We start from the raw sequence: 21,079 nt of genomic DNA on the forward strand, positions 1-21,079 counted from the left end.
CGATGAGGCCAGCACAGCCAGTGCCAGGCTCTTGGGTATAGGTCGCGATCATGTGATACCAATCAGCCCTCATCCGTTCGCCTGGGTTACAATGCGCGCCACCGTGATTCTGCCAACAGGTGCGCCATGCAGCCCTACGCTATTGCCCCCTCCATCCTCTCCGCCGATTTCGCCCGCCTGGGTGAAGACGTCGACAAGGTATTGGCTGCGGGTGCCGACATCGTCCACTTCGATGTCATGGACAACCACTACGTTCCCAACCTGACCATTGGCCCGATGGTCTGCACCGCCCTGCGCAAGTACGGTGTTACCGCGCCGATCGACGTGCACCTGATGGTCAGCCCGGTCGACCGCATCATCGGCGACTTCATCGAAGCCGGCGCCACCTACATCACCTTCCACCCGGAAGCCTCGCAGCACGTCGACCGTTCGCTGCAACTGATCAAGGATGGCGGCTGCAAGGCCGGCCTGGTGTTCAACCCGGCCAGCAGCCTGGATGCCCTGAAGTACGTGATGGACAAAGTCGACATGGTGCTGCTGATGAGCGTCAACCCAGGCTTCGGCGGGCAGAAGTTCATCCCGGGCACCCTCGACAAGCTGCGCGAGGCGCGTGCGCTGATCGACGCCAGTGGCCGTGATATCCGCCTGGAAATCGACGGTGGCGTGAACGTCAACAACATCCGCGAGATCGCTGCCGCTGGCGCCGACACCTTCGTGGCCGGCTCGGCAATCTTCAACGCCCCGGACTACCAGGAAGTCATCGCCAAGATGCGCGCCGAACTGGCTCAGGCCCGCCCATGAGTGGCTTCGAGCAGCTCTTCCCGGGGACGCTGCCCAGGCTGGTGATGTTCGATCTGGACGGTACCCTGATCGATTCCGTGCCTGACCTGGCCGCCGCCGTGGACCGCATGCTGCTCGAACTGGGGCGCCCGCCTGCCGGCCTTGAGGCAGTACGCCACTGGGTCGGCAACGGCGCCCAGGTGCTGGTGCGCCGTGCGCTGGCGGGTGGCATAGACCACGCCGCCGTGGACGATGCGCTGGCCGACCAGGCGCTGGCGCTGTTCATGGACGCCTATGCGCAAAGCCATGAGCTGACCGTGGTCTACCCCGGTGTGCAAGACACCCTGCGCTGGCTGCGCAAGCGGGGCGTGGAAATGGCCCTGATCACCAACAAGCCCGAGCGCTTCGTCGGCCCGTTGCTGGACCAGATGAAAATCGGCAACTACTTCCGCTGGATCATTGGCGGCGACACCCTGCCACAGAAAAAGCCAGACCCGGCGGCTTTGCTGTTTGTCATGCAGATGGCCAGCGTTACCCCGCAGCAGTCGCTGTTTGTCGGCGATTCGCGCAGTGACGTGTTGGCGGCCAAGGCGGCTGGCGTGCAGTGCGTTGGGCTGACCTATGGCTACAACCATGGCCGGCCGATCCACGACGAATCCCCCAACCTGGTAATCGACGATCTGCGTGCGTTGCTGCCCGGTTGCGCAGACCCGGCCACTGGGATAACGTTGGCCAACCTTCAAGCCTCACAAGACAGAGAGCCCACCGTGCTGGTTACTGGCAAATTCTGGATGAAAGTCATCAAGGCCCTGGCCCGTTGGCGTTGGCGCGCCTGACTTCCGCCTGCCGGCGCGTGCCGGCCCGTCCGTTTGCCTGACCTATTGCTGCTTGCCACGAGGCTACTCATGAACCGCGAAGAATTCCTGCGCCTGGCCGCTGCCGGCTACAACCGCATTCCCCTGGCCTGCGAAACCCTGGCCGACTTCGACACGCCGTTGTCGATCTACCTGAAACTGGCTGACCAGCCCAATTCGTATCTGCTCGAGTCGGTGCAGGGTGGCGAGAAATGGGGCCGTTACTCGATGATCGGCCTGCCGTCGCGCACCGTGATGCGTGTGCACGGCTACCACGTCAGTATCCTGCAGGATGGCGTCGAGGTTGAAAGCCACGATGTCGAAGACCCGCTGGCCTTTGTCGAAAGTTTCAAGGACCGTTACAAGGTCGCTGATATCCCTGGTCTGCCGCGCTTCAACGGCGGCCTGGTCGGCTACTTTGGCTATGATTGCGTGCGTTATGTGGAAAAACGCCTTGGCGCCAGCCCCAACCCGGACCCGCTGGGCGTGCCGGATATCCTGCTGATGGTGTCCGATGCGGTGGTGGTGTTCGACAACCTGGCAGGCAAGATGCACGCCATCGTGCTGGTCGACCCGGCTGAAGATCAGGCCTTTGAACAGGGCCAGGCACGCCTGCAAGGCCTGCTGGAAACCCTGCGTCAGCCGATCACCCCGCGCCGCGGCCTGGACCTTAGTGGCCCGCAGGCCGCCGAGCCGGAATTCCGCTCCAGCTATACCCGCGACGACTACGAGAACGCGGTCGGCCGTATCAAGGAGTACATCCTGGCCGGCGACTGCATGCAGGTGGTGCCGTCGCAACGCATGTCGATCGACTTCAAGGCTGCGCCCATCGACCTGTACCGTGCGCTGCGCTGCTTCAACCCGACGCCGTACATGTACTTCTTCAACTTCGGCGACTTCCATGTGGTCGGCAGTTCGCCCGAGGTGCTGGTGCGGGTCGAGGACAACCTGGTCACCGTGCGCCCGATTGCCGGTACCCGGCCGCGTGGCGCGACTGAAGAAGCCGACCGCGCGCTGGAAGACGACCTGCTGTCGGACGACAAGGAAATCGCCGAACACCTGATGCTGATCGACCTGGGCCGCAACGACGTCGGCCGTGTGTCCTCGACCGGCAGTGTGCGCCTGACCGAGAAGATGGTGATCGAGCGTTACTCCAACGTGATGCACATTGTCTCCAACGTCACCGGCCAGCTGCGTGAGGGGCTGACGGCGATGGATGCACTGCGGGCAATCCTGCCGGCTGGCACCCTGTCGGGTGCACCGAAGATTCGCGCGATGGAGATCATCGACGAGCTGGAGCCGGTCAAGCGTGGGGTCTACGGTGGTGCAGTCGGCTACTTTGCCTGGAACGGCAACATGGACACCGCGATCGCAATCCGTACAGCCGTGATCAAGGACAGTGAACTGCATGTGCAGGCCGGGGGCGGCATCGTTGCCGACTCGGTGCCGGCGCTGGAGTGGGAAGAAACCATCAACAAGCGCCGGGCCATGTTCCGTGCCGTGGCGCTTGCAGAGCAGACGTTGGCTAAATAAACAGATTGGGGCTGCTTTGCAGCCCTTCGCGGGCTCGCCCGCTCCCACAGGGAAATCACATTCTTCAAGGTTTGTGTAGCACCTGTGGGAGCGGGCGAGCCCGCGAAGGGCCGCAAAGCGGCCCCATCAATTCAGAAGTCCACGCTCACCCCCAGGCTAACCCCCTGCTGCGTCAACTCATCGCTCTTGCGCCAGTTGTAATTGCCACGCACATGCACCCCTGCCACCACTTCATGGCTCACCCCCAGGCTCGCCCGGGTCAGGTCGCTGTGCGGCGTATAACCGGTCAGGGTGAAGTCATTGGCTGGCAAGCTGGTCAGGTGCATCGTTACATCCTGCTGGTCATCCTCGAATTCATGCTCCTGTGCCACCTCGGCGAGCAGCCGGGTACCTGGCAGCACCTGCACGCTGCCCAGCAACCCCAGGCCCAAGCGGCGTGAAGTGCGCTCCTGGTCATCGAAGCCCAGTGCCGTCGAGCGCCCGCTCTTCTCGTTGTACCCATCCACTTTCACACGTGCATAGTCGGCACTGATGAATGGCGCCAGCTGCCAATTGCTGCTGTCTGCCGCCAGGTTGTAGCCCAGCCGCCCGGACATCGCCCAGGCCTCGCCGTTGGTGTCGCCCTTTTCGCTGCGCTCGTTCACGCCAAGGGCAAAGGTGCGCTTGAGGTCGCTGTAGTCGAGGTGCCCGGCGGTCAATGCAGCATCGGCCCACCAGCGGCCCTGGCGGTACTGGGCGAAGGCGCTGGCCAGGTAGCTGTTCAGTTTGTAGTCCGAATCATTGGCGCCGGCCTCCAGCTTTTGCCGATACGCGCCGCCGGCCAGGCCCAAACGCCAGGCATCGTTCAGGCGATAGCTGCCGCCCACGGTCAGGTTATAGCCGCGGCCATCGCCGCTGGCCGCGCTGTGCTGGCTGTCGAAGTCCAAGTCCTGGGCACCGGTGGCGACGAAGGCCTGCCATTGGCCAACGGCCTGCCAGGGCGTCTGCCATTGGTTGCGCAGTTCGTCCTGGTGGGCGCGCAGGCTGGCGTGGGCCATTTCCGGTAGTAGCGTCAGTTCCCACGGGGCGGAGATGATCGAATAGGCGTAGTCGGCAATCAGTTGCTGGCCAGCAATGGTCGGGTGGACCGAGTCGTTGAACAGCAGTTTTGTCGGGTCTGGGCTTGTGCCATTGATGCCGTACACCGGGTTTTCCACGCAGCTGGCGCCGCTGTAGCAGGTACCGACCAGGTTCTGGTCGCTGGCCAGGCCGAACTGGTTGGGGCTGGCCAGTGCCTCGCCCAGCAGCACCGGGATGTTCAGCGGGATGATCTCGGCATCGATCTGACCGAGTTGGCTGATCAGTGACTGGTTGAACGCGCCAGACAGCAGTGAGAGCGGGTTTTGCTGCGGCGTGCCGCTGAAGTTGGGCGTTTGGCCCAGGTCGGGCAGCAGCCAGACCATGATGTAGCGGGCACCACCTTGTTGCAGCGCCTGGGCGCTGGCCGCAAGGCGGGCACCGGCGGCCACGGCGTCGGCTGGGCTGTTCACCAGGCCTTGCAGGAAGTCGTTGCCGCCGCCCGTCAGGTAGTAGAGCGCGTTGGGGTCGGCACGCAGGCCGTTGGCCAGGTAGCCCGCCTTTTCACGCAGCACCAGGCCGGCGCCGGGGTTTCCTGGCGGGATGACGGTCTCGGAAGTTGTCGTGATCGAATCCAGGATCTGCTGGGTTGTATAACCACCGACAGCCCAGTTGTTGCCATCGGGCTGGATGCCCACTGACGTGGAGGGGTTCAGCTCATCCGGGTTTATACCCAGCCTTCCCCCCAGGATCATGGGCGACACAGGTGCAAAGTTGCCATTGGCATCGCGGTTTGTGAACCGGGCGCCGGATGTGCCGCCGGTCAGGTCGGGGAACTGCCCCGCATCGGCGAGGCTGTCGCCAAACACGATCAGCGTGGAATAGGGCGAGGGTGCAGCGAACGCCTGGCTGCAGGCCAGGGCCAGTGAGGCAAGGGTAAAACGCAATAACGGGGCTTTTCGCATCTGGGAACATCCTTTTCTTTGTTTTTATCTGGACAACCTGATCGACCTTAGCAAATCGCAGTGCATCCCTCCCAAGTCCATTCGTTTCCCCGTGTTTAAAGGCATATTGCGCCCGCCGCCCCGGTAAGCTACTGTGCCGGGACGTATGAGCGAGACCTATCCTGTGTTGATCGTCAGTAAACTCTTGATGCGCGTAATCAAGGCCCACGCCCGTTGGCGTTGGCGCGCCTGACTTTATCCCCTGCCGGCCCGCCCGGCCCGCCCCCGTTTGCCTTCTTCTTTACTGCCCTTTGTGGCGAAGCCGTGCCTGTAGCGGCTGCAAGAAGGTTCGAATTCTGAAGTCAGTAAATTCAAGAGGTTCAACACCATGTTACTGATGATCGACAATTACGACTCATTCACTTACAACGTCGTCCAGTACCTTGGCGAGCTGGGTGCCGAGGTCAAGGTCATTCGCAATGACGAAATGACCATCGCTCAGATCGAAGCCCTCAACCCCGAGCGCATCGTCGTGTCCCCGGGCCCGTGCACGCCAAGCGAGGCTGGCGTGTCCATCGAGGCCATCCTGCATTTTGCCGGCAAGCTGCCGATTCTGGGTGTGTGCCTGGGCCACCAGTCCATCGGCCAGGCCTTTGGCGGTGACGTGGTGCGTGCCCGCCAGGTGATGCACGGCAAGACCAGCCCGGTACACCACCGTGACCTGGGCGTGTTCGCCGGCCTCAACAACCCGCTGACCGTGACCCGCTACCATTCGCTGGTGGTCAAGCGCGAAACCTTGCCCGATTGCCTGGAGGTCACTGCCTGGACCGCTCATGCAGACGGTTCGGTCGACGAGATCATGGGCCTGCGTCACAAAACGCTGAATATCGAAGGGGTGCAGTTCCACCCCGAGTCGATCCTGACCGAGCAGGGCCACGAGCTGTTCGCCAACTTCCTCAAGCAGACCGGCGGCCACCGCTAAGGATCGAACATGGATATCAAGAGCGCGTTGAGCCGTATCGTCGGCCAGCTGGACCTTTCTACCGAAGAAATGCGCGACGTCATGCGCCAGATAATGACCGGCCAGTGCAGCGAGGCGCAGATCGGCGCCTTCCTGATGGGCATGCGCATGAAGAGTGAAAGCATCGACGAAATCGTCGGCGCGGTGTCGGTGATGCGTGAGCTAGCCGACAAGGTTGAACTGAAAAGCCTGGATGGCGTCGTTGATATCGTCGGCACCGGCGGTGATGGGGCCAATATCTTCAACGTGTCCACCGCGTCTTCGTTCGTCCTGGCGGCGGCGGGCTGCACCGTGGCCAAGCACGGCAACCGCGCAGTGTCGGGCAAGAGCGGCAGCGCCGACCTGTTGGAAGCTGCCGGCATCTATCTGAACCTGACGCCAGTTCAGGTGGCCCGCTGCATTGACAGCCTGGGCATCGGCTTCATGTTCGCGCAAAGCCATCACTCGGCCATGAAATATGCTGCCGGCCCGCGCCGCGATCTGGGGTTGCGTACCCTGTTCAACATGCTCGGCCCGCTTACGAATCCGGCCGGAGTGAAGCATCAGGTGGTCGGCGTGTTCGCTCAGGCCCTGTGCCGCCCGTTGGCTGAAGTTCTGCAACGCCTGGGTAGCAAGCATGTGCTGGTGGTGCACTCGAAGGATGGCCTGGATGAGTTCAGCCTGGCTGCCCCCACCTTCGTTGCCGAGCTGAAGAACGACGAAATTACTGAATACTGGGTCGAGCCGGAAGACCTCGGCATGAAGAGCCAGAGCTTGCATGGCCTTGCCGTCGAGAACCCGCAGGCGTCGCTGGAGTTGATCCGCGATGCGCTGGGCCGGCGCAAGACCGAGAACGGTCAGAAGGCCGCCGAGATGATCGTGCTTAATGCTGGCGCGGCACTGTATGCAGCCGACCATGCCATGAGCCTGAAAGCCGGTGTAGAACTGGCCCATGATGTACTGCACACCGGCCTGGCCTGGGAAAAGCTGCAGGAACTGGGTGCCTTTACTGCAGTATTCAAGGTGGAGAACGAAGCATGAGTGTGCCGACGGTGCTGGAAAGGATCATTGCCCGCAAGTTCCAGGAAGTGGCCGAGCGCAGCGCGCGCGTCAGCCTCGCCGAGCTGGAAGGCCTGGCCAAGGTTGCCGATGCCCCGCGTGGCTTCGCCAATGCGCTGATCGAGCAGGCCAAGCGCAAACAGCCAGCGGTGATCGCCGAGATCAAGAAGGCTTCGCCGAGCAAGGGCGTGATCCGCGAGCACTTCGTGCCGGCGGAAATCGCTGTCAGCTACGAGAAGGGCGGCGCTACCTGCCTCTCGGTACTGACCGATGTCGATTACTTCCAGGGTGCCGATGAGTACCTGCAGCAGGCACGTGCTGCCGTTTCGCTGCCGGTGATCCGCAAGGACTTCATGGTCGACCCTTACCAGATCGTCGAAGCCCGGGCCTTGGGCGCGGACTGCGTGCTGCTGATCGTCTCGGCGCTGGACGACGTGAAAATGGCCGAACTGGCCGCGACCGCAAAAGACGTCGGCCTCGACGTGCTGGTGGAAGTGCACGATGGCGATGAGCTGGAGCGCGCGTTGAAAACCCTGGATACGCCGCTGGTGGGGGTGAATAACCGCAACCTGCACACCTTCGAGGTCAGCCTGGAAACCACCCTTGACCTGCTGCCGCGCATTCCGCGTGATCGCCTGGCGATTACCGAAAGCGGTATTCTCAACCGGGCCGATGTCGAACTGATGGCAATCAACGAGGTTTACTCGTTCCTGGTGGGCGAGGCGTTCATGCGCGCTGAGCAGCCTGGGCTGGAGTTGCAGCGGTTGTTCTTCCCCGAACAAGTGAAGAAGACTGTTCAGCACCTGGACTGATCAAATGAAGCCGGCGTTTTTGCCGGCTTTTTTGTAGGCCTGACATGGCCCTTTCACGGGTGCTTCACCACTCTTAAGCCCTGTGCTAGAGCTATGGGAGCGGGCATGCCCGCGAAGAGGCCATCAAAAACAACATCAAAGGTGGATCAATGACCGATCAACCCCTGGCCCTGACCGTCGAACAAGGCCTGCACACCGAACAGGAACTGCTGGCCGCGGTGTGCCGCGGCGAACGCGAAAGTGGCGTGCTGTTCTGGCGCCCTACCGACCATGCCCTGGTCATGCCCCGGCGCATGAGCCGCCTCGACAATTTCGAAGCCGCCTGTTCGGAGCTGGCGATTGCCGGCTGGCCGGTGCTGCTGCGCGAGACTGGCGGTGAGCCGGTGCCCCAATCCCATTCCACCGTCAACGTCGCACTGGTGTACGTTGCCCCGCGCAGCGAAGGCGATCACGGCCGCATCGAAAGCGCCTACGAGCGCCTGTGCCTGCCGCTGTGCGATGTACTGCGCGAGTGGGGCGGGGTGGCGTCGGTGGGTGAAATCGACGGGGCGTTCTGCGATGGCCGTTACAACGTCAACCTCAATGGCCGCAAGCTGGTGGGCACCGCCCAGCGCTGGCGTCAGGGCCTGGGTGGCAAGCGCCCGGTAGTGCTGGTGCACGGTGCGTTGCTGCTGGACAACGAGCGTGAATCGATGGTGGCGGCGGTCAACCGCTTCAATGAGTGCTGTGAGCTGGAGCAGCGCTGCCGCGCCGATGCACACATCGCCTTGCATGAAGTGGCGCCCGCGGCGCCCTGGTTCGCGCGCTTGTCGCAGGCCTACGCCAAGGTGCTTGCAGACCTGCCCAAGGACTAGACGTTGTCCCTAGCGGGTACCGTAGACCACCATGGTCTTGCCCTTTACCTGCACCAGGCTGCGCTCTTCAAGGTCCTTGAGGACGCGGCCGACCATTTCCCGGGAGCAACCGACGATTCGCCCGATTTCCTGGCGGGTGATCTTGATCTGCATGCCGTCGGGGTGGGTCATGGCATCGGGTTGCTTGCACAATTCCAGCAGGCAACGGGCAACCCGCCCGGTGACGTCGAAAAATGCCAGGTCGCCGACCTTGCGTGTAGTGTTGCGCAGGCGCTGGGCCATCTGGCTGCCCAGGGCATAGAGGATTTCCGGGTCCTGGCGCGCCAGTTCGCGGAACTTCTCGTAGCTGATCTCGGCCACTTCGCACTCAGTCTTGGCTCGCACCCAGGCACTGCGCTGCTGTTCGCCGTCAACCGGCTCGAACAACCCCAGCTCGCCAAAGAAATCGCCATTGTTGAGATAGGCAATGATCATTTCACGGCCGTCGTCGTCTTCGATGAGGATGGTGACCGAACCCTTGATGATGAATGACAGTGTCTCGGCCCGGTCGCCGGCGCAGATGATGTTGCTCTTGGCGGTATAACGGCGGCGCTGGCAATGTACCAGCAGCTTGTCGATGTTCTTGATCTTGGCGGGTAGGGCGGAGGCAACCATCACGAAATCCTGTTCGATACGACCCGTAGGCTTTTTATAAGGCTGTCTGGCGCAAGCGCCATTCATTTGGCGCCAGCTTATCAGACGTCACCGGATGTTTCGGTACTAAACCGACACGTCTCGTGCTTTTCCCACAGCCGCACAAGGTCTAAGCTGACACCCTTTTCCGAATATCAGGAGTCCGGGTAGATGAAGGCACGTATCCAGTGGGCCGGTGAGGCCATGTTCCTCGGCGAATCGGGGAGTGGTCATGTCGTCGTGATGGACGGCCCGCCCGAGGCCGGCGGCCGCAACCTGGGTGTGCGTCCGATGGAAATGTTGCTGTTGGGCCTGGGTGGCTGCAGCAGCTTTGACGTGGTGAGCATTCTGAAGAAATCGCGCCAGGCGGTGGAAAGCTGCGAGGCGTTTCTGGAAGCCGAGCGCGCCAGCGAAGACCCGAAGGTGTTCACCAAGATTCACATGAACTTCGTGGTGAAAGGCCGTGGTCTGAAAGAAGCACAGGTCAAGCGGGCAGTGGAGTTGTCGGCAGAGAAGTACTGCTCGGCCTCGATCATGCTCGAACGTGCCGGGGTTGAGATTACCCACGGGTATGAAATCGTAGAGCTCGGTTAACGCAACGGGTTTGGGGGCTGCTTCGCAGCCCATCGCCGGCAATATCAGCTCCGAAGCGCAGGCAGTGCAGCTTGCACCCACCCTGGCAGCCATCCCCGCATTACTTGGCTCAACCGCTCCCGCCGCTTCTGGTAAACCAGCCCCAGCCAGATAACCCCCAGTCCGATCAAGGTCACCACCACCGGGAACAGCAGCGACTCGGCAAACACCTCGTATGACAGGTACCCCAGGTAAGCCGCCACCCCCAGCGCACCAAACACCATGAACACCGGCCGGCGCAGCAGCACCGCCATGCCCATCAGCACGATGTTGATCAGGCAGTACAGGGCCTTGCCCAACTCACTGCCACTGTCCACCAGCGTCAGCCCGCCCCAGAATGCCGCCAGCCCGGCCAGGTAGCCCCAGCGGGCATAGTCCTCTCGCGTGCGGCCGTCTATCACAAGGAACACCACCAGCAAAGCCAACCCGAACCACAGCGAAACCTCGCGGCGCTGCTCCCAGCTGAACGGCGAGCCGAAGAACCATTCGCTCAGGTCCATCGACATGAACCACAAGGCCACGGCTATCGGCATCACGACGAACGGGTAGGGGATCAGCCGCAGCATCAGCAGCCCGGCGAGCACCGTGGCCGCTTCCATCGCCAGCCAGCCGCCCTGCACGTAGGTGTAGTACTGGTGATAGTTGGCTTGCGCGTCGTCCAGTGGCCACCAGCCCACCAGGCGTTCGATGGCGAACACTGCCAGTGGCACGATGCTGACCGCGACGGCCGCCAGCACCCCGGCAGCAACCGGCTGGGCGCGGCGTTGCAGATGCAGGGCGAACAAGGTGATCACCAGGATATAGAGGCTGGCGATGACCAGCAGAGCGCCGTCGCCAATGCTCATCCAGGCTTCGGTGAGCAACCAGCCCATGGCCGCCATGATCAGCATGGCGCCGAAGTAGAAGGCGACATGGGCCAGCTGGAAGCTGCCCCGTTGGGCCGGTTGCTGGCGCAGGAATACCAGCAGGGCCTGGTCCTGGCCCGGCTGAAGAATGCCGGCTTGCACGGCGCGCGCCAGGTCCTTGGCGTCGATTCGATCCGTCATGGCGATGCCTTCAGATGCGGTAGGTGCTCTTGGTCATGACCTTGGCCAGCAAGCTCATGCCAAAGCGGACCGGTGCCGGGAAGCGATAACCACCGGCTTCCAGTGCTGATTCGGCATGCTGCTCTTCATCGATGCGCATCTGCTCGAGAATGGCCCGGGACTTTTCGTCTTCGTGCGGGATTTGCTCCAGGTGCTCGTCGAGGTGCTTGCACACCTGGTGTTCGGTGGCGGCGACGAAGCCCAGGCTGACCTTGTCGCTGACCAGGCCGGCGAGTGCGCCGATGCCGAACGACATGCCATAGAACAGGGGGTTGAGCACGCTTGGGTGGCTGTTCAGCTGGCGAATGCGCTGTTCGCACCAGGCCAGGTGGTCCACTTCTTCCTCGGCAGCATGCTCCATGGCCTTGCGTACCTGGGGCAGTTTGGCGGTCAGCGCCTGGCCCTGGTACAGCGCCTGGGCACACACCTCGCCGGTGTGGTTGATACGCATCAGCCCGGCGATGTGGCGGGTCTGCTGATCGTCCAGCTCCGCGTCCGGCTGGACAATGGCCGGCGATGGCCGGGCGGGTTGGCCGCTGAAGGGCAGCAAGGTGCGCATGGCGGTATCGGCCTGCAGCAACAAGCGGTCGAGCGGCGAGTAGTGACGTTCGGTAGCCATCGGGCACCTCCGCAAGAATGTGCCCGACAGTTTACCGCAATAGCGGCGGGGTCGCTTGCCGTGGATCAGCCCGGTGGCCAGTTCATCTGGCGCTGGCCAAGCACGTGCATATGGATGTGATAGACGGTCTGGCCGCCTTTCGGGTTGCAGTTCATGACCACGCGGAAACCTTCCTCGCAGCCTTGCTCGACAGCCAGGCGCTGGGCGGTGAACAGGATGTGGCCAGCCAGGGCCTTGTCTTCTTCGGTCAGGTCATTGAGCGTGCGGATGTGTTTTTTCGGGATGACCAGAAAATGTACCGGTGCCGCGGGTGCAATGTCCTTGAAGGCCAGGACCTGGTCGTCTTCGTAGATGATATCCGCCGGGATTTCCCGGTTGATGATTTTGAGGAATAGATCGTCCACAGCACTTGCTCCATGGTGAGGGTCGGGCCGAGTGTACTCAGCCGAGCGCCGCTCGCCCAGTGGCTATTCCATGCCGGCCGGGCAATAGCGGCGGTGGATGGCCCCGGCCAGTTTGCACACCAGCCAGCGCGGCAGCAGGCGCGGGGCAAATGCCAGCCAGCGGTTGCGCCGGCCGGGCAGGATCAGCGCGCGGTTCTTGTCCAGCGCACGTACTGTGTACAGCGCGATTTCCTCGGGGCTGAGGCAGCGGGGTTTGCCGTCGAGCCGGGCGATGCGCCGGTGCGGGGAGCGTACCGGCCCGGGGCACAGCACCGAGACCTTGATGCCGGCACGCTTGAGCTCTTCGCGCAGCGCCTGGGAAAAGCTCAGCACGTACGCCTTGCTGGCGGCATAGGCTGCCATCCACGGGCCGGGTGCCACCCCGGCCAGGCCGGCGACGTTGAGGATCTGCCCGCCACCCTGCACGGCCATCAGGTTGCCGATGGCATGGCAGAGGCGGCTCAGGGCCAGAACGTTGACTTCAAGCAGGTCCTGTTCGTCGGCCCACTCATGAGCCAGGAACGGCCCGTAGGTGCGCAAGCCGGCGCAGTTGACCAGCAGGTCGATACGCCGTTCGCCTTCTTCCAGCTCCAGTACGAAGCCCGACAGGCGCAGCGGCTGGCTGAGGTCGCAGGCGCGGAACAGCACCTCGACACCAAAGCGCTGGGTCAGCTCGATGGCCACGGGCTCCAGCGTTTCCCGCTGACGTGCCACCAGGATCAGGTTGCGCCCGCGCCGTGCCAGCGCTTCCGCCAGGGCCAGGCCCAGGCCGCTGGAAGCACCAGTGATCATGGCGTAACGGGTCATGCAAGGCTCCTGGGGGCGAAAGAGGGCGCCTAGTGTACAGCTTGGCCGGGCAAGGTGTTGCGTTTTGCTACAAGGTGCGGGCGCGCAGAATCTGGCAGCGCTCCAGGGCTTCCCGGTACTCACTGTGGAGCCGTTCGATCAATGCACTGGCACTGGGCAGGTCATGGATTTCGCCGACGCCCTGGCCCGCCGACCATACGGTCTTCCAGGCTTTGGCTTCGTCGTCGACAGGTTTGAGCTTGCCTTGCTCGTGGCCGCCTTTGAGGGCGCTCATGTCGTAGCCAGCCTGCTCCAGGCTCGAACGCAAGAAGCTTGCAGGGATGCCGGACACTGCCGGGGTGTGAATGATGTCGGCGGCGTGGGCATCGAGCAGCATCTGCTTGTAGGCATCCTGAGCCTGGCTTTCTGTAGTAGCGATAAACCGTGTGCCCATGTAGGCCAGGTCGGCGCCCAGCAATTGTGCGGCAAGGATTTCGTGGCCGTGGTTGAGACAGCCGGCCAGCAGCAGGGTCTTGTCGAAGAACTGGCGAATCTCTGCGGCCAAGGCGAACGGGCTCCAGGTGCCGGCATGGCCGCCTGCGCCGGCAGCGACAGCGATCAGCCCGTCGACACCCGCGTCGGCGGCTTTCTCGGCATGTCGGCGGGTGGTGACGTCGTGGAACACCAGGCCGCCGTAGCCATGCACGGCATCGACCACTTCCTTGACCGCCCCCAGGCTGGTGATGACGATCGGCACGCGATGTTCCACGCACAAGGCCAGGTCGGCCTGCAGGCGTGGGTTGGTCGGGTGCACGATCAGGTTGACTGCATAGGGGGCTGGCGCCTGCAATTGCGCCAGGCCTGCCTCGATCTCCTCCAGCCAAGCCTTGAAGCCGGCGCTGTCGCGCTGGTTAAGGGCCGGAAAACTGCCGACCACGCCGCTGGCGCAGCATGCCAGCACCAGTGTGGGGTTGGAGATCAGGAACATCGGCGCCGCAACCACAGGCAGGCGCAGGCGTTGTTCGAGCGAGGCAGGTAGCGACATGGCAAGGCTCCTTGAACGGGTGGCTATGTCAGAACGGTTTGACCACCACCAGAATTACGATGCCCAGCAGGAACAGCACGGGCACTTCGTTGAACCACCGATAGTAGACATGGCTGCGGGTGTTGTTGCCGCTGGCGAAGCGTTTGCGTTGGGCACCGCACATGTGATGGTAGCCGGTCAGCAGGATGACCAGGGTCAGCTTGGCATGCAGCCAGCCCTGGCTGAGCCAGCCGGGGGTGAGGTAAAGCATCCACGCGCCGAACACGTAGGTGGCGATCATTGCCGGGTTCATGATGCCGCGGTACAGCTTGCGTTCCATGGTGACGAAGCGGTCCTTGCTGATGCTGTCCTCGCTCTGGGCGTGGTAGACGAACAGCCGCGGCAGGTAGAACAGGCCGGCGAACCAGCAGACCACGCTGACGATATGCAGCGCTTTGATCCATAGGTAAAGCATGGAGGGAGTTCCTTCAGGTATTCACGGTCGTCAGATAGTAGTGGTCAAGCGCCCGAAGGGTCACCCGAAGAGTTGTTACAGGCGCTTCGCGACCCTATTATCGTGCGCTTTCCAGACGGCTCGTTGATAAGGGGCAAGCGTTATGATCAAGGTCGGTATCGTCGGCGGCACGGGTTACACCGGCGTCGAACTGTTGCGTCTGCTGGCACAGCATCCACAGGCCGAAGTGGCGGTCATCACTTCGCGCTCCGAGGCGGGCGTGGCGGTGGCGGACATGTACCCGAACCTGCGCGGCCACTATGACGGGCTGGCGTTCAGCGTGCCGGACAGCAAGGCCCTGGCCGCCTGCGATGTGGTGTTCTTCGCCACTCCGCACGGTGTTGCCCATGCCCTGGCTGGCGAACTGCTGGCGGCCGGTACCAAGGTGATCGACCTGTCGGCTGACTTCCGCCTGCAGGATGCTACCGAGTGGGGCAAGTGGTATGGTCAGCCGCACGGCGCGCCAGAACTGCTCAAGGACGCGGTATATGGCCTGCCTGAAGTCAACCGCGAGAAGATTCGCCAGGCGCGCCTGATCGCCGTGCCGGGTTGCTACCCGACCGCCACCCAGCTGGGCTTCTTGCCGCTGCTGGAAGCGGGCCTGGCCGACCCGTCGCGCCTGATTGCCGACTGCAAGTCGGGTGTCAGTGGCGCTGGTCGTGGTGCGGCAGTCGGTTCGCTGTTCTGCGAGGCCGGCGAAAGCATGAAGGCCTATGCGGTCAAGGGCCATCGTCACCTGCCGGAAATCAGCCAGGGCCTGCGCCTGGCCGCTGGCAAGGACATCGGCCTGACCTTCGTGCCGCACTTGACGCCAATGATCCGTGGCATCCACGCCACCCTGTACGCGAACGTGGTCGACACCTCGGTCGACCTGCAGGCGCTGTTCGAAAAGCGCTACGCCCACGAACCGTTCGTCGATGTGATGCCAGCGGGCAGCCACCCGGAAACCCGCAGTGTGCGCGGCGCCAACGTCTGCCGCATTGCCGTTCATCGCCCGCAGGGTGGTGACCTGGTGGTGGTGCTGTCGGTGATCGACAACCTGGTCAAGGGCGCGTCGGGCCAGGCGGTACAGAACCTGAACATCCTGTTTGGTCTGGATGAGCGCATGGGCCTGTCCCACGCGGGCTTGTTGCCGTAAGCAAGCCCCTGTCGAAATGGCCCGCCTCGTGCGGGCCTTTTTGTTTGTCGCGACTAAAGCCGCACAATTGTTGACCGATTTTCTCGGGAAAGCGGATAATGCGCGTCATCGAGTTTTAAGGCGGCAACTGCGCCGGGAGAGTCAACATGAGCGTCGAAACCTTCACCCCTACCGGTCTGGAATTCACCCATGGGGCAGCCCAGAAAGTGAAGAACCTGGTCGATGAGGAAGGCAATGAGCGTCTGAAGCTGCGGGTGTTCGTGACCGGTGGTGGTTGCTCGGGCTTCCAGTACGGCTTCACTTTCGATGAGGATGTGGCCGAAGACGACACCATCGTCGAGCGCGAAGGCGTGGCGCTGGTCGTCGACCCGATGAGCTTCCAGTATCTGGCTGGTGCCGAGGTGGACTATCAGGAAGGCCTGGAGGGTTCGCGCTTTGTGATCAAGAACCCGAACGCTGCCACTACGTGCGGTTGCGGTTCCTCGTTCTCGATCTGAAGTCTGGCCTTAAGAAAACGCCGCGCAATTGCGCGGCGTTTTGCTTTCTGGCGTAGCGGTTATGCCGGGTAGATTGCGCCCAGTACCCGCAGGCCTTTGGCCGCTGTCACGCTTGGGCGGTTGGCACAGATGCCTTCCAGGCAGCAGTGAGCCAGCCAGGCAAAGGCCATGGCCTCTACCCAGTCAGGGTCTACGCCATGGGCGCCGGTGCTGGCGACACGGGCCTCGGGTAGCAGCTGGCCGAGGCGGGCCATCAGGGCGCCGTTACGCGCGCCACCACCACACACCAGCAACGCCTTGGTGCCTTGCTGGGCGTGGCTCAGCGAGTCGATGATGCTGCGAGCGGTAAGCTCCAGCAGCGTCGCCTGGACATCCTCGTCCTGGTAAGTGGGCAGGCCCGCCAGGTGACCATCCAGCCAAGGCAGGTTGAACACCTCGCGGCCTGTACTTTTCGGGCCGCTACCAGCGAAGAACGGGTCGGCCAGCAATACACCGAGCAAGCCCGCCTGCACCACGCCCGAGGCCGCCCAGGCACCATCGGCATCGTAGGCCTGGCCGCGCTTGCGCTCTATCCAGGCATCCAGCAGCACGTTACCCGGGCCGCAATCGAAGCCGTGGACCGGCTTGTCCTGCTCGATCAGGCTGAGGTTGCTGAAACCGCCTACGTTCAGGACTGCCAGGCGCTGGCCCAGGTGGCCGAACAGGGTTTCGTGGAAGGCCGGTACCAAGGGCGCACCTTGGCCACCAGCAGCCACATCGCGCCGGCGGAAGTCGGCAACCACGCTGATGCCGGTGAGCTCGGCGAGCAACGCCGGGTTGCCGATCTGCACGGTAAAACCGCGTGCGGGTTCGTGGCGGATGGTCTGGCCGTGGCTGCCGATGGCGCGGATGGCATCGGCCTGAAGACCCTGACGGGCCAGCAGTTCACGGATACCTTCGGCTGCCAGGGTGGCCCAGCGGTTTTCTGCCAGCGCCGCGCGCGCGATCTCGTCAGCGCCGCTGCTGCACAGGGCAAGCAGGTCCTGACGCAAGTCGCCGGGCATGGGCAGGTAATGGGTGGCGAGCAGTTCAAGCTGCTCGCCTTGTTTGATCAAGGCGATGTCCAGGCCATCGAGGCTGGTGCCGGACATCACCCCCAGGTAGAGCGCCATGGGCTTAGCGCTTGTTCGCTGCGAGCAGGGTGGCTTTTTCCTGATCCATACGGGCGATCAGGGGTTGGCTCTGCTGCTGGAAGCGTTGGCGCTCGTTTTTGGCGATCGGGTCGGCCATCGGCACTTTCTGGCTGAGTGGATCGACGTGCACACCGTTGACCTGGAACTCGTAGTGCAGGTGCGGGCCGGTGGACAGGCCGGTGGTGCCGATGTAGCCGATGATCTGGCCCTGCTTCACCGAGCTGCCAGTCTTGATGCCCTTGGCAAAGCCTTGCATGTGACCGTACAGCGTCTTGTAGCGATTGCCGTGCTGGATGATCACGGTGTTGCCGTAACCGCCACGGCGCCCGGCCAGTTCGATGCGGCCGTCACCGGCTGCCTTGATCGGCGTACCGCGGGGGGCGGCGTAGTCGACGCCTTTGTGGGCGCGGATCTTGTTCAGGATCGGGTGCTTGCGGCCGGCGGAAAAGCGCGAGCTGATGCGGGCGAAGTCCACCGGAGTACGGATGAAGGCCTTGCGCAGGCTGTTGCCGTCGGCAGTGTAGTAGGTGGTATTGCCCTGCTTGTTGGTGTAGCGCACGGCGGTGTAGGTCTTGCCGCGGTTGGTGAACCGGGCAGACAGTATGTTGCCGGTGCCGACCACCTTGCCGTCCATCACCTTCTGCTCGTAGACCACGTCGAACTCGTCGCCCGGGCGAATATCCTGGGCGAAGTCGATGTCGTAACCCAGCACCCGGGCCATGTCCATGGTCATGCTGTGGGACAGGCCGGCGCGCTGGGCCGAGGCCGACAGCGAGCTTTTGATCACGCCGTGGGCGTAGGCGGTACGCACCACCGGTTTGCTGATTTCGCGGTTGAAGGTGTAGCCCTTGGCGGACTTGGTCAGGCGAATGGTTTCGAGGTTGCTGACTTTGCTGTGCAGGCTGGCCAGTTGGCCATCCTTGTCGAGCTCGAACTGCAGCACCTGGCCGTGCTTGAGCTGGCTGAACTGCTTGGCCTGCTTGTTACTGGCCAGCAGGTCGTGCACCGCATTGCTCGGCAAGCCGACCTTGGCGAACAGGGTGGACAGGGTGTCGCCACGGGCCACGGTGACCTCGCGATGGCCAGGCTCCTTGGCGGCTTCGGCGACAGGCTCGGCGGCAGGGGTTGATTGCTCGGCCTTCTGGGTCTCGGGTGTAGCCTCTTCGATCTGGGCGAATGGCGAGCCTTGCTCGCCTTCGGCCTGCACCAGGGGCGCAGCACGGGATTCGTCTTTCAGCTGCTCGGCAGGGCTCTCCAGCTCGAGGTTGAGGGTGGTTTTCTTGGCTTCCACTTCGCTGGACGGAAATACCAGCAGAGCCAGACTGAGCAGGGCGGCAATGCCGCTGGCGGCCAACAGATGGCTTTTCGGATAAAGCGGGGGCGCTTTAGGCGGTTCGTTGGTCATGGGTAAGGTGACTTTGAAAAAGTGAAATGGAAAAGATGAATGACATGATGAAGATGAAATAACTGTATAAAATATAACCAAATCCATTTTCACGCAAGGGCGCGTAGACGCCGCAAGCCGGTGCCCGGGTCACATTCCTTTGCGAAACTTGTATTTGACGGCCGATCTTGTATGGTTGGCTCCCCCTGAATCTGAGCCTTGCGGGTTTGTCTATGAAGTCGGTTGAAGAGCAGCTGGCGCTTATAAAGCGCGGCGCGGAAGAAGTACTGGTCGAGTCGGAACTGGTGGAGAAGCTCAAGCGCGGCCAGCCTCTGCGCATCAAGGCCGGCTTTGACCCGACTGCGCCTGACCTGCACCTGGGGCACACGGTGCTGATCAACAAGCTGCGTCAGTTCCAGGAGCTGGGCCATCAGGTCATCTTCCTGATCGGTGACTTCACCGGCATGATCGGTGACCCCAGCGGCAAGAGCGCCACGCGCCCACCGCTGACCCGTGAGCAAGTGCTGGACAACGCCGAGACCTATAAGCAGCAGGTGTTCAAGATTCTCGACCCGGCCAAGACCGAGGTCGCGTTCAACTCCACCTGGATGGACAAGCTGACCCCGGCCGATTTCATTCGCCTGGCGTCGCAGTACACCGTGGCGCGCATGCTTGAGCGCGACGACTTCGACAAGCGCTACACCACCAACCAGCCGATTGCCATTCACGAGTTCCTTTACCCGTTGGTGCAGGGATATGACTCGGTGGCGCTGAAGGCGGACGTCGAGTTGGGTGGTACCGATCAGAAGTTCAACCTGCTGATGGGGCGCGAGTTGCAGCGCGCCTATGGCCAGGAAGCGCAGAACATCGTGACCATGCCGCTGCTCGAAGGCCTCGACGGTGTGAAGAAGATGTCCAAGTCGCTGGGCAACTATGTAGGCATCCAGGAAGCGCCGGGGGTAATGTACAGCAAGCTGGTCTCGATCCCGGATACCTTGATGTGGCGTTACTTCGAACTGCTGAGCTTCCGTTCGATGGAAGAGATCGAGCAGTTCCGTGCCGACGTCGCCAAAGGTGCCAACCCGCGCGACATCAAGATCAAGCTGGCCGAAGAGATCGTTGCGCGCTTCCATGGTGAAGAGGCTGCGGCCAGCGCTCACCGTGGTGCAGGTAACCGCATGAAAGAAGGCGAGTTGCCGGAAGACCTGCCGGAAGTCGAAGTGGCTGCAGCGGAAGACTTGCCGATCGCGGCCGTGTTGAACCGGGCTGGCCTGGTGAAGAACTCGGCTCAGGCGCGGGACCTGTTGAGTGGCGGTGCTGTTAAGGTCGACGGTGCGGTAGTTGATCGTGACTTCGTGTTTGCGCTGGGTGCGACCCATGTGTGCCAGGCGGGCAAGAAGTCGTTTGCGCGGGTTACCCTCAAGGCTGAGTGAGTGCTTGCAGGTGTAGCTATATAGAAGCGGGGAGGCCGAAAGGCCTCCCCGCTTTGTTTTTGGGGTGTTCGCCTTGGGCATTTCGGCGGTGTTCGCCTTGGGTCTTTCAGCGCCTGTGAGATCGAGCGCCGCCCGCGCGGCGCATCGCGACGCAAGGCCGCTCCCACATCTGTTTCAGGCCAGTCCAGCCTGTGCCATTGGCGCGCGACCCCTTGTGTGTTCCATTCGATATCGAAGGTTGCGCCGCCGCTTCTCTGCAACCTCCAGCCATACACCCAGGGGTGCGAGTGCGGAGGAGGCAGGAGTAACTGGCCCGAAACAAATGTGGGAGCGGCCTTGCGTCGCGATGCGCCGCGCGGGCGGCGTTCGATCTCATAGGCGCAGAAGGTGTTGTGGCGGGCACCTGTTAGCCTTTCTAGGGTATTTCCCGCTTATATTTCAGTTTCTTGAAATTAAAGGTTGACGCCCTTCCGAATCCCCTTATAATGCGCCCCACTTCCAGCGACATCGGAACGACAAACTCCTTGAGATTCAATGAGTTAGGTGGTTAAGGTGGTGCTGAAAGGGCTACGATCGAAAGATCGCAAGCGGTTGAAATGGTGGTTGACAGCGCTTCTAAACGCTGTATGATTCACCTCCCGCTACGAGAGATCGCAGCGAGTTAAGTGTTTGAAGCTAAACGAGTTTCTCGGAAAAAACTTCAAAATAAACGCTTGACAGGCTCTGAGGAAAGCGTAGAATGCGCGCCTCGGTTGAGACGAAAAGCTCTTAACCAAACGCTCTTTAA

21 protein-coding genes are annotated in these 21,079 nt (G+C 62.4%); 11 read left to right on the forward strand and 10 right to left on the reverse strand.

The window, feature by feature from the left end; translation table 11 throughout:
- Window positions 1-126 precede the first annotated feature (126 nt).
- The 3 genes from rpe (at window position 127) to trpE (ending at window position 3,167) form a co-directional block, all read left to right on the forward strand.
- Window positions 127-801: a ribulose-phosphate 3-epimerase gene (gene rpe, locus WF331_RS10050; RefSeq protein WP_049273746.1), complete on the forward strand. Its 675-nt coding sequence runs from the start codon at window positions 127-129 to the stop codon at window positions 799-801.
- On the forward strand, window positions 798-1,616 hold the full coding sequence (locus WF331_RS10055; protein ID WP_340622862.1) for a phosphoglycolate phosphatase: 819 nt from the start codon (window positions 798-800) through the stop codon (window positions 1,614-1,616). The genes rpe and WF331_RS10055 overlap by 4 nt, the downstream gene beginning before the upstream one ends.
- Window positions 1,617-1,685: 69 nt before the next feature.
- Window positions 1,686-3,167: an anthranilate synthase component I gene (trpE, locus tag WF331_RS10060; protein WP_241801334.1), complete on the forward strand. Its 1,482-nt coding sequence runs from the start codon at window positions 1,686-1,688 to the stop codon at window positions 3,165-3,167.
- A gap of 131 nt (window positions 3,168-3,298) precedes the next feature.
- On the opposite strand, the gene estP is transcribed toward trpE, so the two are convergent.
- Window positions 3,299-5,188, reverse strand: coding sequence for an esterase EstP (gene estP / locus WF331_RS10065; RefSeq protein ID WP_284364602.1), 1,890 nt, complete (start codon window positions 5,186-5,188; stop codon window positions 3,299-3,301).
- A 367-nt stretch (window positions 5,189-5,555) separates the two neighbouring features.
- Between estP and WF331_RS10070 the strand changes: the two genes are divergently transcribed.
- From WF331_RS10070 to WF331_RS10085, 4 genes are all read left to right on the forward strand, one after another.
- The gene (locus WF331_RS10070; protein WP_016497723.1) at window positions 5,556-6,149 is read left to right on the forward strand and encodes an aminodeoxychorismate/anthranilate synthase component II; all 594 of its coding nucleotides are present in this window, start codon (window positions 5,556-5,558) and stop codon (window positions 6,147-6,149) included.
- Between the two features lie 9 nt (window positions 6,150-6,158).
- A complete protein-coding gene (trpD, locus tag WF331_RS10075; RefSeq protein ID WP_016497724.1) occupies window positions 6,159-7,208 on the forward strand; it encodes an anthranilate phosphoribosyltransferase in 1,050 nt (349 codons plus the stop codon).
- Window positions 7,205-8,038 carry an indole-3-glycerol phosphate synthase TrpC gene (trpC, locus tag WF331_RS10080; RefSeq protein ID WP_016497725.1) on the forward strand — a complete coding sequence of 278 codons (834 nt, stop codon included), beginning with the start codon at window positions 7,205-7,207 and terminating at the stop codon, window positions 8,036-8,038. The genes trpD and trpC overlap by 4 nt, the downstream gene beginning before the upstream one ends.
- Window positions 8,039-8,187: 149 nt before the next feature.
- Window positions 8,188-8,892 carry a lipoate--protein ligase family protein gene (locus WF331_RS10085; protein ID WP_016497726.1) on the forward strand — a complete coding sequence of 235 codons (705 nt, stop codon included), beginning with the start codon at window positions 8,188-8,190 and terminating at the stop codon, window positions 8,890-8,892.
- Between the two features lie 9 nt (window positions 8,893-8,901).
- Here WF331_RS10085 and crp read toward each other — a convergent pair whose 3' ends face one another.
- Complete coding sequence (gene crp, locus WF331_RS10090) at window positions 8,902-9,546, reverse strand: cAMP-activated global transcriptional regulator CRP (protein ID WP_016497727.1); 645 nt, start codon at window positions 9,544-9,546, stop codon at window positions 8,902-8,904.
- A gap of 189 nt (window positions 9,547-9,735) precedes the next feature.
- Here crp and WF331_RS10095 point away from each other — a divergent pair, with 189 nt between their 5' ends.
- A complete protein-coding gene (locus WF331_RS10095) occupies window positions 9,736-10,158 on the forward strand; it encodes an OsmC family protein (RefSeq protein WP_004376171.1) in 423 nt (140 codons plus the stop codon).
- Between the two features lie 44 nt (window positions 10,159-10,202).
- Here the strand turns inward: WF331_RS10095 and WF331_RS10100 are convergent, their stop codons facing one another.
- The 6 genes from WF331_RS10100 to hemJ form a co-directional block, all read right to left on the reverse strand.
- Window positions 10,203-11,243, reverse strand: coding sequence for a DUF2157 domain-containing protein (locus WF331_RS10100; RefSeq protein ID WP_340622863.1), 1,041 nt, complete (start codon window positions 11,241-11,243; stop codon window positions 10,203-10,205).
- 10 nt (window positions 11,244-11,253) lie between these two features.
- The gene (coq7, locus tag WF331_RS10105; RefSeq protein WP_284364609.1) at window positions 11,254-11,901 is read right to left on the reverse strand and encodes a 2-polyprenyl-3-methyl-6-methoxy-1,4-benzoquinone monooxygenase; all 648 of its coding nucleotides are present in this window, start codon (window positions 11,899-11,901) and stop codon (window positions 11,254-11,256) included.
- A 65-nt stretch (window positions 11,902-11,966) separates the two neighbouring features.
- The gene (locus tag WF331_RS10110; protein ID WP_016484636.1) at window positions 11,967-12,305 is read right to left on the reverse strand and encodes a histidine triad nucleotide-binding protein; all 339 of its coding nucleotides are present in this window, start codon (window positions 12,303-12,305) and stop codon (window positions 11,967-11,969) included.
- Window positions 12,306-12,368: 63 nt separating this feature from the next.
- Window positions 12,369-13,151, reverse strand: a complete 783-nt coding sequence (locus tag WF331_RS10115; protein ID WP_016497730.1) for an SDR family NAD(P)-dependent oxidoreductase — start codon at window positions 13,149-13,151, stop codon at window positions 12,369-12,371.
- Window positions 13,152-13,218: 67 nt separating this feature from the next.
- A complete protein-coding gene (locus WF331_RS10120; RefSeq protein WP_284364613.1) occupies window positions 13,219-14,175 on the reverse strand; it encodes an NAD(P)H-dependent flavin oxidoreductase in 957 nt (318 codons plus the stop codon).
- 28 nt (window positions 14,176-14,203) lie between these two features.
- Window positions 14,204-14,629, reverse strand: a complete 426-nt coding sequence (gene hemJ / locus WF331_RS10125; RefSeq protein WP_049275156.1) for a protoporphyrinogen oxidase HemJ — start codon at window positions 14,627-14,629, stop codon at window positions 14,204-14,206.
- Window positions 14,630-14,771: 142 nt separating this feature from the next.
- Between hemJ and argC the strand changes: the two genes are divergently transcribed.
- Entirely contained in the window at window positions 14,772-15,806 is a 1,035-nt protein-coding gene (gene argC, locus WF331_RS10130; protein WP_284364617.1) for an N-acetyl-gamma-glutamyl-phosphate reductase, read from the forward strand.
- Window positions 15,807-15,952: 146 nt separating this feature from the next.
- Entirely contained in the window at window positions 15,953-16,303 is a 351-nt protein-coding gene (gene erpA / locus WF331_RS10135; protein ID WP_016497734.1) for an iron-sulfur cluster insertion protein ErpA, read from the forward strand.
- 59 nt (window positions 16,304-16,362) lie between these two features.
- Here erpA and WF331_RS10140 read toward each other — a convergent pair whose 3' ends face one another.
- Entirely contained in the window at window positions 16,363-17,454 is a 1,092-nt protein-coding gene (locus WF331_RS10140) for an anhydro-N-acetylmuramic acid kinase (protein ID WP_284364622.1), read from the reverse strand.
- A 4-nt stretch (window positions 17,455-17,458) separates the two neighbouring features.
- On the reverse strand, window positions 17,459-18,880 hold the full coding sequence (locus WF331_RS10145) for a peptidoglycan DD-metalloendopeptidase family protein (protein ID WP_016497736.1): 1,422 nt from the start codon (window positions 18,878-18,880) through the stop codon (window positions 17,459-17,461).
- Between the two features lie 212 nt (window positions 18,881-19,092).
- Here WF331_RS10145 and tyrS point away from each other — a divergent pair, with 212 nt between their 5' ends.
- A complete protein-coding gene (gene tyrS, locus WF331_RS10150) occupies window positions 19,093-20,292 on the forward strand; it encodes a tyrosine--tRNA ligase (RefSeq protein WP_284364625.1) in 1,200 nt (399 codons plus the stop codon).
- Window positions 20,293-21,079: the final 787 nt, after the last annotated feature.

Origin of the sequence: Pseudomonas sp. YNh, assembly GCF_037993085.1 — a bacterium.
In the GTDB taxonomy this organism is placed as follows: domain Bacteria; phylum Pseudomonadota; class Gammaproteobacteria; order Pseudomonadales; family Pseudomonadaceae; genus Aquipseudomonas; species Aquipseudomonas putida.

Bases quoted from the DNA above. Each gene is read 5' to 3' on its own strand.
- rpe (WP_049273746.1), top strand. From the start codon at position 127: ATGCAGCCCTACGCTATTGCCCCCTCCATCCTCTCCGCCGATTTCGCC.
- WF331_RS10055 (WP_340622862.1), top strand. From the start codon at position 798: ATGAGTGGCTTCGAGCAGCTCTTCCCGGGGACGCTGCCCAGGCTGGTG.
- trpE (WP_241801334.1), top strand. From the start codon at position 1,686: ATGAACCGCGAAGAATTCCTGCGCCTGGCCGCTGCCGGCTACAACCGC.
- estP (WP_284364602.1), bottom strand. From the start codon at position 5,188: ATGCGAAAAGCCCCGTTATTGCGTTTTACCCTTGCCTCACTGGCCCTG.
- WF331_RS10070 (WP_016497723.1), top strand. From the start codon at position 5,556: ATGTTACTGATGATCGACAATTACGACTCATTCACTTACAACGTCGTC.
- trpD (WP_016497724.1), top strand. From the start codon at position 6,159: ATGGATATCAAGAGCGCGTTGAGCCGTATCGTCGGCCAGCTGGACCTT.
- trpC (WP_016497725.1), top strand. From the start codon at position 7,205: ATGAGTGTGCCGACGGTGCTGGAAAGGATCATTGCCCGCAAGTTCCAG.
- WF331_RS10085 (WP_016497726.1), top strand. From the start codon at position 8,188: ATGACCGATCAACCCCTGGCCCTGACCGTCGAACAAGGCCTGCACACC.
- crp (WP_016497727.1), bottom strand. From the start codon at position 9,546: ATGGTTGCCTCCGCCCTACCCGCCAAGATCAAGAACATCGACAAGCTG.
- WF331_RS10095 (WP_004376171.1), top strand. From the start codon at position 9,736: ATGAAGGCACGTATCCAGTGGGCCGGTGAGGCCATGTTCCTCGGCGAA.
- WF331_RS10100 (WP_340622863.1), bottom strand. From the start codon at position 11,243: ATGACGGATCGAATCGACGCCAAGGACCTGGCGCGCGCCGTGCAAGCC.
- coq7 (WP_284364609.1), bottom strand. From the start codon at position 11,901: ATGGCTACCGAACGTCACTACTCGCCGCTCGACCGCTTGTTGCTGCAG.
- WF331_RS10115 (WP_016497730.1), bottom strand. From the start codon at position 13,151: ATGACCCGTTACGCCATGATCACTGGTGCTTCCAGCGGCCTGGGCCTG.
- WF331_RS10120 (WP_284364613.1), bottom strand. From the start codon at position 14,175: ATGTCGCTACCTGCCTCGCTCGAACAACGCCTGCGCCTGCCTGTGGTT.
- hemJ (WP_049275156.1), bottom strand. From the start codon at position 14,629: ATGCTTTACCTATGGATCAAAGCGCTGCATATCGTCAGCGTGGTCTGC.
- argC (WP_284364617.1), top strand. From the start codon at position 14,772: ATGATCAAGGTCGGTATCGTCGGCGGCACGGGTTACACCGGCGTCGAA.
- erpA (WP_016497734.1), top strand. From the start codon at position 15,953: ATGAGCGTCGAAACCTTCACCCCTACCGGTCTGGAATTCACCCATGGG.
- WF331_RS10140 (WP_284364622.1), bottom strand. From the start codon at position 17,454: ATGGCGCTCTACCTGGGGGTGATGTCCGGCACCAGCCTCGATGGCCTG.
- WF331_RS10145 (WP_016497736.1), bottom strand. From the start codon at position 18,880: ATGACCAACGAACCGCCTAAAGCGCCCCCGCTTTATCCGAAAAGCCAT.
- tyrS (WP_284364625.1), top strand. From the start codon at position 19,093: ATGAAGTCGGTTGAAGAGCAGCTGGCGCTTATAAAGCGCGGCGCGGAA.